A 15752-nucleotide genomic window follows, 5' to 3' on the forward strand; every position below is an offset into this window, starting at 1 on the left:
CATGGCCTTGGGGCAGGGAGGGGTCAGCGGCCAGGCGTCCCCGCAGGGTCGACTGGTTGACGCGGAAGATCAGCTCCGCCACTTCCCAGGAGGAGAACCGGCGCAGGGTCTTTTCCATTTCGGGGGAGAAGGTCTGCTGACGGATCCAGCTTTGCATCTTGAGAGATTGGGCCTGCATTTTGGACAGGTCTTCGTGCGTAAACATCACTGCTCCTTAGTCTCACACGTTGTTCTTATTTGGCGGCGCCCATTTCCTGCGGACGCTAATTCAGCCTCAATATTCATTTACGCCGAATTTGCAAAAAACGCAAAAGCTAATATGTTGAGGATCAGCGTCCTGTCCCCGCGGGGACACATCTGCGGAACGCCCAGGAAAACAAGGGCCGGAGCGATTCGGGGCAGTCCCGCCAAACGATTCGTTTCATTGGGTTTTTCCAGTGTCTGAGGGCCAGATTTAGGGGGACATCCCAGGCCCGGCCACAGCAGATTGGGGGACATTTCTGCCGGAATAGGGGACACACTGCATGTCCCCCCATACCATAGATACCAATTTTTCTTTCGAAAAAGGGATTGGGGTTGAATTCAATTCCCCTCAGCGCTTGACAGAATCGGAATTCCGGACGCAAATCGGATACAACAAACGAATAGCGTTGAGTTCGGAGCAAATCGGGTCAGCGCAATTCCCGGAAACCAGCCGGGAAGATATGAGGCAGCATATCCCGGCCCAGGAGGGCAGGGGAGGGAGAAACGGGGGCAGCAATGCTTGCCATACGGCCTGCGGGGCGCAACGCCTCAGCGCTGAAATACGATATCCTCACGGCGATGGGGGCTTATGCGCTTGGCCAGGACAAGGGGGCGCAGAAGCTGGTTCTGCGCTTCATGACATTGATGACCGCGCGCTACAATTGGCAGCGCGATGAACTGGCGGTGGGCCAGCGCGAGATTGCCCGGCTGTGGGATGTGGACGAGCGCACGGTGAAGCGCGAGATGGCCAAGCTGCGCGGCATGGGCTGGCTGGTGGTGAAGCGCCAAGGCGCACGCGGCCGGGTCACGGAATACGGCATAGACCTGGAGCGGCTGCTGGCGGACACGCAGGAGCGGTGGGCGGCTGTCGGCCCGGACTTTGAGCACCGGATGCAGGGGGCGGATGAGCCCGCGCCGAATGTGGTGCCCTTGCGGCCCGGTGCGGCGCCGCCCGCGCCGGACGTGACAGACGGCAGCGAGTGGAGCCTGGCCAAGGCTGTTCTGCACGCGGAGGACCCGGCGAATTATGCGTCGTGGATCCAGGGGTTGGAGCGGGCCAGCCGCGCAGGCGGCCGTCTGGTACTGAAGGCGCCGAGCCGGTTCCATGCGAACTATGTCATGTCGCATCTGATGCCGCGGCTGCTGGCCGCGTGCCGCGATGTGGATGGCGCGGTCTCTGCGATTGTTGTGGAGGCGTGAGGCCGAAACTTCGCGCCTGCGGTTGAACCCCTTGGGGGCAGGGGCTTATGTGGGCGGGCAGGGGACTCGTCTGGAAAAGCCCCGCGGAAACAAGGAGCAGCCCGGAATGAGCAGCGTGCAGGACAAGATCTGTATCATTGGCCTTGGCTATGTGGGTCTGCCGCTGGCGGCGGCGTTCGGGCAGCGCCGGGAGGTGATCGGGTTCGACATAGATCCGGGCCGTATTGCAGAGCTTCGGCTGGGTGAGGACCGGACCCGCGAGCTGGAGCCTGAGGAGCTGGCCGTTGCCGAGCACCTGAGCTTTACCTCGGACCCGGCGGCGATTGCAGACTGTTCCATCTACATCGTCACCGTGCCAACGCCGGTGGATGCCAGCCACCGCCCGGACCTGAGCCCGCTGCTGGCGGCCTCGGCCATCGTGGGCGGGGTGCTGAAACCAGGCGATCTGGTGATCTATGAATCCACCGTCTATCCCGGCGCCACTGAGGAAGACTGCGTGCCGGTGCTGGAGGCGCGGTCCGGTCTGACGTTCAACCGGGATTTCTTTGCCGGTTACAGCCCGGAGCGGATCAACCCCGGTGACAAGCAGCGGCGGCTGAAGGATGTGGTGAAGGTGACTTCTGGCTCTACGCCCGAGGTGGCGGAGCGGGTGGATGCGCTGTACCGCGAGGTGGTGACGGCGGGCACCCACAAGGCCGCGAGCATCCGGGTGGCAGAGGCCGCCAAGGTGATCGAGAACAGCCAGCGGGACATCAACATTGCGCTGGTGAATGAGCTGGCGAAGATCTTCAACAAGATGGGGATCGACACCCAGGCGGTGCTGGAAGCGGCGGGTACCAAGTGGAATTTCCTGCCGTTCCGCCCCGGTCTGGTGGGCGGGCACTGCATCGGGGTGGACCCCTATTACCTGACCCACAAGGCGGAGCAGCTCGGCTATCATCCCGAGATCCTGCTGGCGGGCCGCCGTCTGAATGACGGCATGGGCGCCTATGTAGCGGGCGAGATGGTCAAGGCGATGCTGAAACGCGGCTTGTCGGTGGCGGGCGCGCGGGTGCTGGTGATGGGGCTGACGTTCAAGGAGAACTGCCCGGACCTGCGCAACACGCGGGTGATCGACGTGGTGCGCGAGCTGCAGCAATACGGGGCATCGGTGGATGTCTATGACCCGCACGCGGACCCTGCGGAGGCGCAGGAGGAATACGGCATTCCGCTGGTGGCGGAGCCGGGGCAGGGGGCCTATGCCGGGGTGGTCCTGGCGGTCGCGCATTCCGAGTTCCGGGAGATGGGGGCGGAAGCAATCCGCGCCTTGGGGGCCGAGGGCGCGCTGGTCTATGACCTCAAGTACGTGCTGGCGCCGGAAGAGGCGGATTTGCGGCTCTAACCCGGGCGATACCTCCCGTTGAGACCTGATATGCTGTAACCTTGCCGTATCGGCGAGGAGGTCTGTGATGAGTGATGTTCTGCAAGGCCGCTGCCTGTGCGGCGCGGTTAAAATCCGTGTTGAAGGGGCGCATGATCCGCGTCCAGGCGCCTGCCATTGCCGCATGTGCCAGCGCTGGAGCGGCGGGCTGTTCCTGTGTTTCGAGGCGGCTGCGGAGGCGGTAGCGGTCGAGGGGCCGGTCTCGCGCTACCAATCCTCGGCGTTTGCCGAGAGGGCGTTTTGCAGCACCTGCGGCTCGCATCTGTGGATGCGGGATGTGGATGAGGACGGCGGCCCCTATGACCTGATGCCGGGGCTGTTTGATGCCGCTCTGAACTGGCCGCTGAGGTCAGAGATCTATGCCGACCGGGCGATGGCGGCGGTGCGGCTGAGAGGCGATCACAAGCGGGCAACCCGGGACGAGTGGGAAGCCCAGAATCCGTTCATTGACGGGGATGTTTGAGGGGAAGAGTCAGCCCCCGACGCGCGGCAGTTTCGGGCCGCTCCAATAGGCGCCGCTGTCCTGGCGCAGGGCGTCATAGGCCTCGATCCGGCGCCGGGCGTCTTCACCGCCGGCCTCGATCAGATGGGTGAGCAGGCATTCCAGCACGGCCATCGCGCCGCCGATGGCGCCGAACGGGTGCAGCGAATTGGCGGCTACCGCCAGCACGTGGTCGGTGCGGATGCCGGGGGCGATCACCTCGCTGTCGGAGATCAGGATCACCTTGGCCCCGCGTTCGCCCGCCAGCCGCAGCGCTTGGATGGTGCCGGCGGAGTAGGGTGCGAAGGTGAGCGCGATCAGGCAGTCCTCGGGGCCGATGTCCAGCAAATCGTCCAGCGCGGCGCCCATGTGGCGGGGGACGAGGTCCAATGAGGGCAGGGCCATGCGGCCGACGTAGTGGAAGTAATAGGCCAGCGCGTAGGAGGAGCGGGTGGCGGTGACATAGCTGCGGCGAGCGGTGAGCAGCGCGTCCACGATGGCCTGAGTCCGCTCTGCCGTCATCAGCCGCAAGGAGCGGGAGGTGATGTTCAATTGGTTGCGGGCGGCGGCGGCCTGCAGTTTTCCTGCCGGGCCTTCGTCCTGCATCCGGTCCAGCCAGTCCTGACCGAGGTCTGCCTCGTGCGTTGTGGTGAGCGCGGCGCGGAAGGGGGCGCGGAAGGCCTCGAACGTGTCATAGCCCAGGTGCTGGGCAAGGCGGACAAAGCCATTGGCGCTGATGCCGGTCCGCGCGGCCGAGGTGCGCACGGTGTCGAGGCCGAAGTCGCCGGGGTTGTCGATCACGTATTTGGCCGCCGCCTTAAGCTTGGGCGGCAGGGTGTCCATCCGGTCCTTGAGGTGCTGGAGCAGCCGGACGGTTTTTCGGGGGTCGAGATGCGGGTCCATGCACCGCATCAGAGCAGATGTGCGGAAAATAACAAGAGTGAAACGGATGTTATTCCGACAGGAAGGCCATCAGGTCCTGGCGGGCGTGCAGGATGCGGATGATTTCGGGGCGGCCCTGTTCCAGCCGGTAGATCACCAGATACGCGCCGGTGGGGTGAATGCGGACGGGCGGTGTGAATTCCGGGCGTTCGCGGGCCAGTTCCGGGAAATCCGCCAGCAGATCAAACAGGGCAAACAGGCTGTCGGCATAGGCATCGGCCTGAGCCTCTCCCCAGGTTTCCAGGCCATACCGCCAGATGGCGGCGAGATCGGCGCGGGCGGCGGGGCGGATCCGCCAGCGCGGCTCAGCCATTGCGGCGCATGGCGGCCTTGAAGTCCTGCGCCGTCATCGCCTCTGCCGGGCCGCTGGCGAGGCCTGCGTCGATGGCGGCTTGCAGGTCAGCAATGGCAGTGGCGCGGGCCTGGTCGCGGCGGATCAGGTCGCGGACGTAGTCGCTGGAGTTGGCATAGGTGCCGGTGCGGGCCTGTTCCTCGACCCAGTCCTTCATCCGGTCCGGCAGGGATACGTTCATGGTGGCCATGGGCGGGTTCCTTTCGCTGGGACAGGATATGGCAATCTTTGTCATGTTTGCAAGAGGAGGGGAATGGTGGGCGGAATCGCCCACCCTACGAAAAAAGCCCGCAACCAGTTGGCGCGGGCTTTTCTTTGTTCCAGTCTGGCCTTGGTCAGGCGGAAACCGCCTTGAGGCCCTTTTCCTCCAGCGGCTGGATGCTGCCGTCTTCGCTGACGGTCACCTGTTCGCCGTGGCTCAGGCTGTCGAGACCCTTGCAGGCGACCAGCATCAGCACGTCCTTTTCACGGGCGACGATGGCCATGTGGCTGAGCCAGCCGCCGACCTCGGACAGCACCGCGCCGGAGCGCTGGACGTAGGGAAGCCAGGCCGGGTTGACCATGCGGCAGACCAGAATGTCGCCGTCCTGGAAGTCTGCGAAGGCCGCAGGGTCGATACAGCTGTCGTCTTCCATCCAGAACACCCGGGCGGTGGCGTTGCCGCTGCCCGCGACGCAGGTGCCGCCCATGGTGCCATCACCCGTTTGGGCCTGCGCGCCAAGCGACAAGAGCTCGCAGTCGCGCAGGGTGAGGGTGACGTCAGTGGGCGCGGATTTCTTGCGCAGCTCTTCTTTGGCTGCGCGGGCCTCTGCCAGCGCGCGCAGCTGTGCGGGTGCAGACCAGTCGCCGGAAAGCACCTCGTCGAAGGTCAGGCTGAACACCAGATCCTCCAGCCCGCTGATCTGCCCCAGAGCCAGCAGGGCGCGGCGCAGTTCGGCGACGACGCGCAGGGCTTCGTGCTTGGCCTGTTCCTTGAGGTCCTGATAGGCGATGGCGATGCCGATGGTATCGTCCAGCTCATCCGGCAGGTTGGCCGGGACCGGAACGGACCCGATCGGCTCCACTGTGTTGCTGAGCAGCGATTGGAGCAGCGCCGGCGCCTCGCTGTAGCGGGGCGAGGACAGCTCGTAGTCGAAGATAGAGCGGTGGCCCATCAGCTGCATAGCGCGGGCCTGGGCATCCTTGCCGGTGCAGGAGGCCAGCAGGCTGGAGGGCGCATTGGGCAGTTCCGCGTGCATGAGGTGCGCGCGCAGGGCAGGATCGCCAGCCGCTGCCGTGCCTGCCTCGCCCATGGTGAAGCCTGCCAGGATGTTGATCTTTTCGGCCTCCAGGTAGACCTCGCGGATGAACATGTCCTTGAGTGTGGAGATCGCTTCCAGCAGCTTGTCCTGGGGCAGGGCGGTGTAGTCCACGGCCTGCCAGATCGCCAGCTTGTTTCGCAGCTCCGGCATGACTTCGCTGCGGAAGCGGGTGATCATCGGATGCGCCTGTTTGCGCAGCTGCTTGGCCTTGGCGGCGGTGAGTTTCAGGGTCATGCCCTGTTTCAGCGCCACATCGACGTAGGTCTTGCCGAACAGGTTGACCAGATGGCCGTCGCGGCCCTCGGGCAGGCCATAGGGCACGCCGAGGGCGCGGCAGGCCAGGTCAACGCTGCCGCCCGGCGCCCACAGCTCGCTCATCAGCGAGAAGGAGAGCGGGGTGGGGCGGGGCAGGACCTCTGACATTTCATCCTGTTCCAGGATGGTCTGGTCCGGGTCTGCATCGGCGTAGCGGTCCAAGAGATCGCGCCATTCGGCCAGACGGGTCTGTTCCTGCTCGGTGCCAAGCGACAGAGTGGTGATGTCGCGGCTTTGCACGATCTGGAACTGGCCGTTGGCATAGGCCCATTCGACGTCCTGCGGGCAGCCGAAGGTGTCCTCGATTTGTTTGCCGAGGGCCAGCAGCGGCGCCATGTCCAGCGTCTGGTCCTGGTCCTCGGACGCAGGCAGGGTGGTGTAGCGGCCAAAGCGCAAGCTGGTCGGGGTGACGCGGCCGGACACCAGATCCTCGCCGCAGCCTTCGACCCATTCGATCATCGCCATGCCGGGGGCCATCGGGTCCTGGGTGAAGAGGACGCCGGCGTATTCCGCCTGCACCATCTCCTGCACCACGATGTTGCCTTGGTCGGTGCTGTCGCCCTCGCATGAGTAGCTGGCGGCGCGTTCGGAGGAGAAGCTGGTCACAACTTCGTCCAGCGCGGCGCGCATGGTCTCTGCGGTCACATCCAACACCGATTCAAAGACGCCGGCAAAGCTCTGGTCGTGGCCGTCCTCGTTGCTGGCGGAGGAGCGCACTGCGACCGGTTTGCCGCCTGCAAGGGCAAAGACCTGTGCCGCGAAGGCGTCTTTCTTTGCATCGGACATTTCGCGGTAGTCGTGGATCGCGTCGGAACGCACGATCACGCCGCCGGGCACCGGCAGGCCCGCGTTGCGCAGGATCGACAGGCGCAGGGCCTTGTTGCCGGCGTGCTCCAGCTCTTCGGTGTAGCCCATCGGGATCACGCCGCGCGGCAGCCTGGCAAGGCGGCGCTTGTGGGTGCGCAAGGCCAGCGCCTCACCCAGCTTGCGGTGCATGCCGGTCACGTAGGCGCGTTGCACCAGCAGCAGGGTCAGGCTGAAGCAGAGGTAGGCGTTGGCCGCCGCTGTCAGGGTGAACACCATCGCAAAGAGCGCAGGCATGCCGAGCACCATCCACAGGGTTTTCTGGCGCGGGGTCTTGGCCACGGCCCACAGCAGGTAGACGGCGGCGAGCGCACAGAACAGCACTGGCAGGATGAACAGCGGATCGGGCGCGCCGAGGTCGGCCATCCACAGGAACGGGGTTTGCAGGCTGGCGCTGGCCTCTTGTGCGGCAGAGACGCCCAGCATCATCACCGGCAGGAACAAGAGCGCGGTGAGGTTCTTCATCGGGGTCAGGCCCTTGTCGGCGTAAAACGCCTGCACTGCGCGCGCCTTGCGCACCGGGTCATGGGCCAGTTTCGCCTTCAGCGCCTTCATCTCATCCGCGGTCTCATTGGTGATGATCTGATCGCGTTCGGATTTCAGCGCCACCGGCAGCACCAGGATGCGGGTCACGATCGACAGCGCCAGGAGGCCCAGCAGGATATGGCTGCGCTCATGCACCCACAAGAGGGCGGCGGCCAGGGCCGAGATCGCCTTGTCCCACAGGCCGGACTGCTGGTCTGCCAGCCAGGCCTGCACATGCGGTTTCGGCTTGGGCGCGACGAAGTATTCCCACGGCAGGGTGTAACGGCCGCGGAAGTCTATGCCTTTCTGCGACAGCTCCAGCCCCAGCACCTGGCTCATGAAGCAGCTGCGGCGGTCATAGCAGGCGGCGATGGTGGGCTTGTCCGGGTCCAGTTCCGCGATGCGGTCCATCAGGTCGGCGGTGGTCATCTTGCGAATCGGGATGTTGACGGCGCCGGGCAGGTGGCCGGAGGCGAAATCGCCCGGGTAGCGGGTGTCGACGATCTGCAGATCCTCGGTGGTCAGCAGATTTTTGAAATCATCGGTGCTGAGCAGCACGTCCCGGCCCGGATATTCCGGGATCGCGCGCAGGTCGGAGAGGGTCTTCACGTCCTTGTCGGAAAAGTCGCGTCCCTCGACGATCCACTTTTCGATACCGCCGGCGATGAAGCTGCAGTCGATGCCCATCGCCGCCAGCTTGGCGCAGGTTTCAGAGCTGCGGTTGCCGTTGTGGCAGAACAGAACGACCTTCTGGCCCGGCTGCACCGGGCGGGTTTCCAGGAAGTCCGGGAAGCGGATATGGGTGGCGCCGGGCAGGGTGCCCATGGCGTTCTCGCCGGTCTCGCGGATGTCGTAGAAGAGGGTGGAGCCGTCCTCCAGCGCCGCAGCGGCGTCCGTCGTGCTCATCGCCAGGGGATGGTTTTCCTGCTTGGAGAAGCTGGTCTCCTTGAGGGTCGCATCCTTGATTGTGGTGCCGTCAAACTGCGCCGGCCGGGTCAATGTCGCTTGCAGTCTTGCCAGCTCGGCCTGCGCATGCGAGGAATACTGCCAGTAGTTGCCAGCGGCCAGCGCCATTGCTGCCAGAACCAGCACAGAAATCAGCTTGACCGGGTACCGACGCGGCGAACCGCCCGGTTTGGGGGTAAAACCAAGTTTTGCCGCAATAACAGCGCCGAGGCCGGATACCATGGCAATTCCAACCGCCAGCACCTGCGACAGCGAAGATACCGAGCCAATCACCAGCTCCGGCGAGGGTATGGCCAGGGCAGCGACGGGGAGCGCTGAAAAAAGTGTCGTTAACACAATGATTTGCGCTGAGCGGCGGTGGGACCCGGCGGGGGCGGGTGTCAAAGTGGTATTCTTCACGGCGTTTCCTGTTGAGCCAGTTCGTGCGGGCATTCTGAATTATGGCGAATTTGCCTAAAAGATTACGAAAATCTTACTGAACCGTTAATATAGCGGACGGAGAATAAAAGAACCGCAAAATTTTATAGAGAATTGGAGGTGCGTTAACATTGTATTCTTAACCATGGGGCATGTAACGAAGGGTAAAGGCCCGTCCGCTGTGCCAGCCAATGTCAGTCAGGAGGCTAATAACGTGAACGTTTTTGAGTGGACCATTGGTATCATTGAGCTTTTCTTAGCACGGCTGCGGACGGCAGCACCGGCGGCTGTTGTGTCAGCTTGCCTTGCAGCTTGGTTCCCAGGGGCGGGCTATGCCGGAATCGAACTGGTTTTCGGCACCTATGCGGCGGATAAACCTACTTCCACGGTCAAAAAGTACCAGCCTTTCCTGTCCTTCCTGTCCGGTCGGATGAGCGAGGAGCTGGGCGAACCGGTGTCGATCCGGTTGAAGATCGCCAAAGAATACGGTGAAGGGATCCGCCAGCTTGCAAGCGGCGAGGTGGATTTTGCCCGGTTCGGCCCCGCGTCCTATGTGCATGTGATGAAGGAAGACCCGGGTGTCCGGATTGTCGCGATGGAGTCCAAGAACGGTGCAAAGCGGTTCAAAGGTGTGATCGTCGTGCACAAGGACAGCAGCGTGCAGGCGGTGGAGGATCTGGCCGGTCTCAGCTTTGCCTTTGGCGATGAACTGTCGACCATCGGCCGTTATTTGGCGCAGGAATACCTGCTGGACGCCGGCATCAGCAGCGCCGACCTGCATGAGTTCGCCTATCTCGGCCGCCATGACCTGGTTGGCGAAGCGGTGGGCGCGGGAAAATACAGCGCAGGCGCCCTGAAGGAGAGCACCTATAAGAAGCTGGTCGCCAAGGGGGTGCCGATCCGGGTTCTGGCCTCTTTTGACAATGTGACCAAGCCGTGGCTGGCGTCGTCGCAAATGCCGGAGAACGTCCTGGAGGCGATGCGCAAGGTGATGCTGGCCTCGGAAAACGAGGAAATAGTGCGCCGGATCTCAAAGAACGGGTTTCTGCTGGGAGCCGATCAGGATTATGACATTATCCGCCGGGCGATGGAGCGCAGCCTGGCCTTTTAAGAGCGCTGCATTGAAAAAATGAAACGAACAGGCATCCTTTTTCAGATCGTGCTGTCGCTGCTGCTGGCCGCCTCGGCGGTTGGCTTTGCGGTTGGCCATCTGGCGCAGCGCCAGGAGGTGCAGCGGCTGGAGCAGCAGCTGACCGAGCAGGCGGACCTGACGGTGTCGCTGCTGAGCGGGCTGATGCTGGAAGCGATCATCGTTGAGGATGTGCCGGTGCTGGAAACCGGCCTTTATGAGGCGGTGGCCCGCAAGCCGCAGATCGTGTCGATCCAGATCCGCAACCCATCGGGCAAGCTGCTGGCCTCGGCCCAGGCTCCTGATGCGGCGGAGGATGACAGCCAGGTGATCTATGAAAGGCCGATCGAGCTGGAAGGGGCTTCGTTCGGCACCATGCTGGTGAAATGGTCGACCCGTGACGGCCAGGCGATGGTTGCGGAAAAGGTGCGCCAGATCATCATCTGGACAGTGGTGCCGGTGCTGGCGCTGTCACTGCTGGTGCTGCTGCTGGTGCATGTGCTGGCGCTCCGCCCTTTGCAGATGATCCACAAGCGGATGTCGGATGCGATTTCCGGCCTGCGCAGCCCGCTGCAGCCGCTGCCCTGGTTTGCCTCGCGGGAGTTCCGGGCGCTGGATTTCTCAGTCGGGGTGCTGGAGGAAACCTTTGCCGAGCGTGATGAGCGCGAGTTTGCGATGGAGCAGGCCCGCGAGGCCGCGGATATCGCCAACCGCGCCAAATCGGAATTCCTTGCCAACATGAGCCACGAGATCCGCACCCCGATGAACGGGGTGATCGGCATGGCCGAGCTGCTGCAGGAAACCGAGCTGGACGATGATCAGCGGATGTATGCGGAGACGATCGGCAAATCCGGATCGGCCTTGCTGACGATCATCAACGACATCCTCAATTTCTCCAAGATCGAGGCCGGCAAGCTGGAGCTCAGCTGTGCCCCCTTTAACCTTCAGACCGCGGTCGAGGACGTGGTCACCCTCCTGTCGCCCAAGGCGGCGGAAAAGGGCGTTGAGGTCACCATGCGCTATGACCCCGCTCTGCCGGAGGTGTTTGAAGGCGATGCCGGGCGGATCCGGCAGGTCATCACCAATGTTGCGGGCAATGCCGTCAAGTTCACCCGCGAGGGCTATGTCTATATCGAAGTGACCGGCAGCCAGGCCCCGGACGGCGGCCATATGGTGACACTGCAGGTCACCGATACCGGGATCGGCATTGAGCAGGAGAGGATCGGACGGATCTTTCGCGCCTTTGAGCAGGCCGATAATGCGGCCACCCGCAATTTCGAAGGCACTGGCCTCGGCCTCGCGATTTCGGCGCGGCTGCTGGAGCTGATGGGCGGCTCGGTCGAAGTGCAGTCGGATCCGGGCAAAGGGTCGGTGTTCACCATCCGGATCCCGCTGGAGGCCTGTGCCAAGGCGGCGCCGCGGCGGGACAGCGGCGCGCGCAGCTTTGCCGGGCTCAGTGTGCTGCTGGTCGATGATCTGGAGCTGAACCGGGTGATCCTGTCGGAGCGGCTGAGCACCTGGGGCGTGGCCAGCACACAGGCGGCGTCCGCGCATGAGGGGCTGGAAATCCTGTCGGATGCGCAGCTCGACGGGCGGCGGTTCGATGTGATTCTGCTGGACTACCAGATGCCGACAATGGACGGGCATGAGCTGGCGGCCCGGATCCGGGCCATGCCGGGTTTTGAAACCGTGCCGCTGGTCATCCTGTCGTCGGTTGACAACGCATTGTGCCGGGCAGACTGCGAGGCGATCGGCGCTTGCGAGTTCGCACTTAAGCCGGTGCGGGCAGTGCAGCTTCGCCAGGTGATGAGCCGGCTGCTGAGCAGGCCGCCGCAGGAAACGGCGGATGCGGCAGAGCCGGCCGCGGAGCTGCCTGCAGAGGGGCGGCGGCTGAAGGTGCTGCTGGCAGAGGACAACCGCACCAATCAGATGGTGGTGACCAAGATGCTGAAGGACGCGCCGCTGGCGATCAGCATTGCCGGCAACGGCGTGGAGGCGGTGGCCCGCTTCCGGGCCGAGCGGCCGGACATTGTGCTGATGGACATGATGATGCCGGAAATGGACGGGATCGAAGCCACCGCGGAAATGCGCCGGATCGAGGCGGAGACCGGCAGCGGCAAATGCCCGATCGTGGCGCTGACGGCCAATGCGCTGCAGACCCACCGCGAAAAATGCCTGCAGGCCGGGATGGACGACTTCCTGAGCAAGCCGATCAACAAGAAAGCGCTGACCGAAGCCATCAGCAAATGGGTGGGCAGCCCGGACCTGCTGCGGACCGGCAGCTGATCCGGGCTGCCTGCCCGGCAGGCCAGCGGGTTTCTACCTCAAGACAGCAACTGCGGGTGCCGGTGGCATCAGCCCCCGCGGCGCTGCAGCAGCAGCCCGGTCAGGCTGGATGCGGCAAACAGCGCGGCGGCCAGGCAGACAATGCTGGGCCCTGCCGGGGTGTCCAGCACAAACGCCAGCTGCAGACCGCCGGTGGCGGCCAGCATCCCCAGCAGCGCGGCGATGGCGGCCATCCGCTCCGGGGTGGCGGCAAAGGGGCGGGCGGCTGCGGCCGGGATCAGCAGCATTGCCGCAATCAGCAGCACCCCTACCACCTTGATTGCGACCGCCACCACCAGCGCCAGCGCGATGGTCAGCACCATCTGCTCGCGCCGGGGATCAATGCCGGCGGCATGGGCCAGGTCCGGGTTCAGCGTCGCAGTCAGCAAGGCGGACCAGCGCCACCACAGGAGAGCCAGCACCAGTGCCGCGCCGCCCCAGATCACCGCCAGGTCGGCGCGGCCCACAGCCAGGATATCGCCGAACAGATAGGCCATCAGGTCGATCCGCACCCCTTGCAGAAAGGAGACCGCAACCAGGCCGAAGGCGAGGGAGGAATGCGCTAGAACGCCCAGCAGCGTGTCCATCGCATAGCCGCGCCCGGCCAGCGCCGAGACGGTGGTGGCCATCGCCAGCGCCGTCGCAAGCACCCCGGCAAACACCGAAACATCAAAGCTGAGCGCAAGTGCCACGCCGAGGATGGAGGCATGGGCGGTGGCGTCGCCGAAATAGGCCATCCGGCGCCAGACCACGAAACAGCCCAAGGGCGCCGCGGCCAGCGCCACGCCGATACCCGCCAGCGCGGCGCGGATCAGGAAGTCGTCAAGCAGGGTCATTCCGCCGCCTCGTGAGTGTGGTTGTGGGCGCAGTCATGATCGTGGCTGTGATTATGCTCATGCCGGTAGAGCGCCAAGGCGCCCTGGGTGCCTGTGCCGAACAGGGCCCGGTATTCCGGAGCGGTGGCGACATGCTCCGGCGCGCCCTCGCAGCAGACGTGGCCGTTGAGGCAGATCACCCGGTCCGAGGCCGCCATCACCACATGCAATTCGTGGCTGACCATCAGCACCGCGCAGCCGAGCTCCTGGCGGACCTTTTCGATCCGCTGGTAAAAGGCGGCGGAGCCGGGCTGGTCCAGCCCTTGAGTGGCCTCATCGAGGATCAGCAGCTGGGGATTGCTGAGCAGGGCGCGGGCCAGCAGCACCCGCTGGAACTGGCCGCCGGACAGGCCTGACATCTGCCGCGCCGCCAGATCACCGGCGCCGGCCTGCTCCAGCGCCTCCGCGGCGCGGGTGTCGGACACCCGTTCCGGCAGGCTGAGGAAGCGGCGCACGGTCAGCGGCAGAGTCGGGTCGATATGCAGCTTTTGCGGCACGTAGCCGATCCGCAGCCCGGTTGCGCGCCGGATGGTTCCGCGCGACGGTTTCTGCGCGCCGATGACGCTGCGCAGCAGGGTGGACTTGCCGGACCCGTTGGGGCCGACCACAGTGACGATTTCACCCGGTTCGATCACCAGGCTGACGCCGGACAGGACTGTATTGCCGCCGTGCCGGACCGTCAGGTTATCGAGAGCAATCAAGCTCATGCGGCGGCGTCCTCCTGGCATTTGGGGCAGAGGCCCTCGGCCTCGATCACCGCGCGTTCGATCACAAAACCGGCGTCGCGGGCAGCCTGGCCCAGCTGGCCCTGAGTGGGTTCGCGCTGCGCCTCGGCCACCGCATCGCAGGCGCGGCAGATCAGGAAGACAGGCGCGTGGGTCTCGCCGGGGTGGGAGCAGGCAATGAAAGCATTGAGCCGCTCGATCTTATGCGCGAACCCGTTTTTCACCAGGAAGTCCAGGGCTCTGTAGGCCACTGGCGGCTGCGAGCCCAGGCCCTCCTCGCGCAGGCGGTCGAGAATTTCGTAAGCTCCCAGCGCGCGGTGCTCCTGCAGTAGGATCTCCAGCACCCGGCGGCGCACCGGGGTGAATTGCAGGCCGTTGGCGCGGCAATAGGCATCCACGGCGGCGATGCCGTCTTGAATGCAGCTGGCGTGATCGTGCGGTTCAAAACCAATGGAATCCATGGGGCGGGGTCTCCGGGCGCGGGCAGGATTGGCTCTTGATATGTAATGTTATGACGTTTATCAACCCGGGCAAATGTTATAAAGTTACATCGGAGGACGAAATGCGGAACGCGGTAGCAGTGGCTGCATTGATGGCAGGAACAGGGGCTGCCTGGGCGGAGGTGCCCAAGGTCGCGGCGGACATTCCACCGGTTCATGGTCTTGTGGCCCGGGTGATGCAGGGGCTGGGCGAGCCTGCGCTAGTGGTGCCGCCCGGCGCTTCGCCGCATGGCTACTCGATGCGCCCTTCTGAGGCACGGGCGCTGGATCAGGCGGATGTGGTGTTCTGGCTGGGTGAGGCGCTGACCCCTTGGCTGGAAGGGCCGCTGGAAGAGCTGGCTGGCGGCGCGCACCGGGTAGAGCTGCTGGAAGCCGAGGGCACAACAGTGCTGCCGTTCCGCGAAGGCGCCCGGTTCGAGGCGCATGCGCATGAGGAGCATGCGGGCCACGGCGAGCACGAAGATCATGACGGCCACGCGGATCATGAGGGCCACGATGACCATGGTCACGAGGAGCATGCCAGCCATGATGATCACGACGGCCACGGTCATCAAGAGCACGCCGAAGGTCATGACGGCCATGCGGACCATGATGATCATGAGGACCACGTGGATGCGGATGGGCACCGCCACGAGGGCGCCGATCCGCATGCCTGGCTGCTGCCGGCCAATGCCCAGGCCTGGCTGGATGTGATCGCCGAAGAACTGGCAGAGCATGACCCGGACAATGCTGCCGCCTACAAGGCCAATGCCGAAGCCGGCAAGCAGGAGATTGCAGAGGCCGTGGCCAGCATCTCGGCCCAGCTGGAACCGTTCCGGGCCAAGCAGTTCATCGTGTTCCACGATGCCTACCAGTATTTCGAGCGCGGATTTGGCCTGAACGCGGCGGGTGCGATTTCGATCAGCGATGCCGCCAAGCCGAGCCCGGCGCGGATTGCCGAGGTGCGTGACGTGGTGGCTGATCTGAAAGTGTCCTGCGTGTTCTCTGAGCCGCAGTTCAATCCAGGCGTGGTTGCCACGGTGCTGGACGGCACCGGTGCGGGCACCGCCGTGCTGGATCCGCTGGGCGCCAAGCTGGAGCCGGGGCCGCAGTTCTACCCGGCGCTGCTGCAGGAGATCGGGACGGCGATTGCCGGCTGCGAGTGAGAGTACGGCGGGCCATTCGGCCCGCCT

The 15752-nt window shown here is 64.5% G+C and carries 13 protein-coding genes and 1 pseudogene; 6 read left to right on the top strand and 8 right to left on the bottom strand.

The features are described from left to right. Positions 1-205: pseudogene (locus AC5STI_RS21340) on the bottom strand (AAA family ATPase); the annotation flags it as partial. A gap of 554 nt (positions 206-759) precedes the next feature. Between AC5STI_RS21340 and AC5STI_RS21345 the strand changes: the two are divergent. From AC5STI_RS21345 to AC5STI_RS21355, 3 genes are all read left to right on the top strand, one after another. Then, a complete protein-coding gene (locus AC5STI_RS21345) occupies positions 760-1443 on the top strand; it encodes a DnaA N-terminal domain-containing protein (RefSeq protein ID WP_475054577.1) in 684 nt (227 codons plus the stop codon). Between the two features lie 106 nt (positions 1444-1549). Next, entirely contained in the window at positions 1550-2824 is a 1275-nt protein-coding gene (gene tviB, locus AC5STI_RS21350; RefSeq protein WP_495448260.1) for a Vi polysaccharide biosynthesis UDP-N-acetylglucosamine C-6 dehydrogenase TviB, read from the top strand. Positions 2825-2891: 67 nt separating this feature from the next. After that, positions 2892-3326: a GFA family protein gene (locus AC5STI_RS21355; RefSeq protein ID WP_495448261.1), complete on the top strand. Its 435-nt coding sequence runs from the start codon at positions 2892-2894 to the stop codon at positions 3324-3326. Between the two features lie 9 nt (positions 3327-3335). On the opposite strand, the gene AC5STI_RS21360 is transcribed toward AC5STI_RS21355, so the two are convergent. From AC5STI_RS21360 to AC5STI_RS21375, 4 genes are all read right to left on the bottom strand, one after another. Beyond that, positions 3336-4247 carry a MurR/RpiR family transcriptional regulator gene (locus tag AC5STI_RS21360; protein ID WP_495448322.1) on the bottom strand — a complete coding sequence of 304 codons (912 nt, stop codon included), beginning with the start codon at positions 4245-4247 and terminating at the stop codon, positions 3336-3338. A 49-nt stretch (positions 4248-4296) separates the two neighbouring features. Beyond that, positions 4297-4599 carry a type II toxin-antitoxin system RelE/ParE family toxin gene (locus AC5STI_RS21365; protein WP_495448262.1) on the bottom strand — a complete coding sequence of 101 codons (303 nt, stop codon included), beginning with the start codon at positions 4597-4599 and terminating at the stop codon, positions 4297-4299. Further along, on the bottom strand, positions 4592-4828 hold the full coding sequence (locus tag AC5STI_RS21370; protein WP_495448263.1) for a type II toxin-antitoxin system ParD family antitoxin: 237 nt from the start codon (positions 4826-4828) through the stop codon (positions 4592-4594). Before AC5STI_RS21370 ends, AC5STI_RS21365 begins: the two co-directional genes overlap by 8 nt. A 145-nt stretch (positions 4829-4973) precedes the next feature. Beyond that, positions 4974-8831 (bottom strand): PEP/pyruvate-binding domain-containing protein, encoded by a 3858-nt coding sequence (locus tag AC5STI_RS21375; protein ID WP_495448323.1) that lies wholly within the window; start codon positions 8829-8831, stop codon positions 4974-4976. Between the two features lie 409 nt (positions 8832-9240). Between AC5STI_RS21375 and AC5STI_RS21380 the strand changes: the two genes are divergently transcribed. Further along, positions 9241-10137, top strand: a complete 897-nt coding sequence (locus tag AC5STI_RS21380) for a PhnD/SsuA/transferrin family substrate-binding protein (RefSeq protein WP_475054590.1) — start codon at positions 9241-9243, stop codon at positions 10135-10137. 18 nt (positions 10138-10155) lie between these two features. Further along, complete coding sequence (locus AC5STI_RS21385) at positions 10156-12441, top strand: response regulator (RefSeq protein WP_495448264.1); 2286 nt, start codon at positions 10156-10158, stop codon at positions 12439-12441. Between the two features lie 68 nt (positions 12442-12509). Here AC5STI_RS21385 and AC5STI_RS21390 read toward each other — a convergent pair whose 3' ends face one another. From AC5STI_RS21390 to AC5STI_RS21400, 3 genes are read right to left on the bottom strand one after another with little or no spacing between them, the layout of a single operon-like run. Next, positions 12510-13316, bottom strand: coding sequence for a metal ABC transporter permease (locus AC5STI_RS21390; protein ID WP_490400019.1), 807 nt, complete (start codon positions 13314-13316; stop codon positions 12510-12512). Continuing rightward, a complete protein-coding gene (locus tag AC5STI_RS21395; RefSeq protein ID WP_495448265.1) occupies positions 13313-14062 on the bottom strand; it encodes an ATP-binding cassette domain-containing protein in 750 nt (249 codons plus the stop codon). The genes AC5STI_RS21390 and AC5STI_RS21395 overlap by 4 nt, the downstream gene beginning before the upstream one ends. Further along, a complete protein-coding gene (locus AC5STI_RS21400; protein WP_475054595.1) occupies positions 14059-14541 on the bottom strand; it encodes a Fur family transcriptional regulator in 483 nt (160 codons plus the stop codon). The genes AC5STI_RS21395 and AC5STI_RS21400 overlap by 4 nt, the downstream gene beginning before the upstream one ends. A 101-nt stretch (positions 14542-14642) precedes the next feature. Between AC5STI_RS21400 and AC5STI_RS21405 the strand changes: the two genes are divergently transcribed. After that, positions 14643-15725, top strand: a complete 1083-nt coding sequence (locus tag AC5STI_RS21405; protein WP_495448266.1) for a zinc ABC transporter substrate-binding protein — start codon at positions 14643-14645, stop codon at positions 15723-15725. Positions 15726-15752: the final 27 nt, after the last annotated feature.

This window comes from Leisingera sp. CC-HEC096 (genome assembly GCF_059429235.1).

Bases quoted from the DNA above. Each gene is read 5' to 3' on its own strand.
- AC5STI_RS21375 (WP_495448323.1), bottom strand. From the start codon at position 8,831: ATGGTATCCGGCCTCGGCGCTGTTATTGCGGCAAAACTTGGTTTTACC.
- AC5STI_RS21395 (WP_495448265.1), bottom strand. From the start codon at position 14,062: ATGAGCTTGATTGCTCTCGATAACCTGACGGTCCGGCACGGCGGCAAT.
- AC5STI_RS21365 (WP_495448262.1), bottom strand. From the start codon at position 4,599: ATGGCTGAGCCGCGCTGGCGGATCCGCCCCGCCGCCCGCGCCGATCTC.
- AC5STI_RS21400 (WP_475054595.1), bottom strand. From the start codon at position 14,541: ATGGATTCCATTGGTTTTGAACCGCACGATCACGCCAGCTGCATTCAA.
- AC5STI_RS21370 (WP_495448263.1), bottom strand. From the start codon at position 4,828: ATGGCCACCATGAACGTATCCCTGCCGGACCGGATGAAGGACTGGGTC.
- AC5STI_RS21405 (WP_495448266.1), top strand. From the start codon at position 14,643: ATGCGGAACGCGGTAGCAGTGGCTGCATTGATGGCAGGAACAGGGGCT.
- AC5STI_RS21390 (WP_490400019.1), bottom strand. From the start codon at position 13,316: ATGACCCTGCTTGACGACTTCCTGATCCGCGCCGCGCTGGCGGGTATC.
- AC5STI_RS21345 (WP_475054577.1), top strand. From the start codon at position 760: ATGCTTGCCATACGGCCTGCGGGGCGCAACGCCTCAGCGCTGAAATAC.
- tviB (WP_495448260.1), top strand. From the start codon at position 1,550: ATGAGCAGCGTGCAGGACAAGATCTGTATCATTGGCCTTGGCTATGTG.
- AC5STI_RS21360 (WP_495448322.1), bottom strand. From the start codon at position 4,247: ATGGACCCGCATCTCGACCCCCGAAAAACCGTCCGGCTGCTCCAGCAC.
- AC5STI_RS21385 (WP_495448264.1), top strand. From the start codon at position 10,156: ATGAAACGAACAGGCATCCTTTTTCAGATCGTGCTGTCGCTGCTGCTG.
- AC5STI_RS21355 (WP_495448261.1), top strand. From the start codon at position 2,892: ATGAGTGATGTTCTGCAAGGCCGCTGCCTGTGCGGCGCGGTTAAAATC.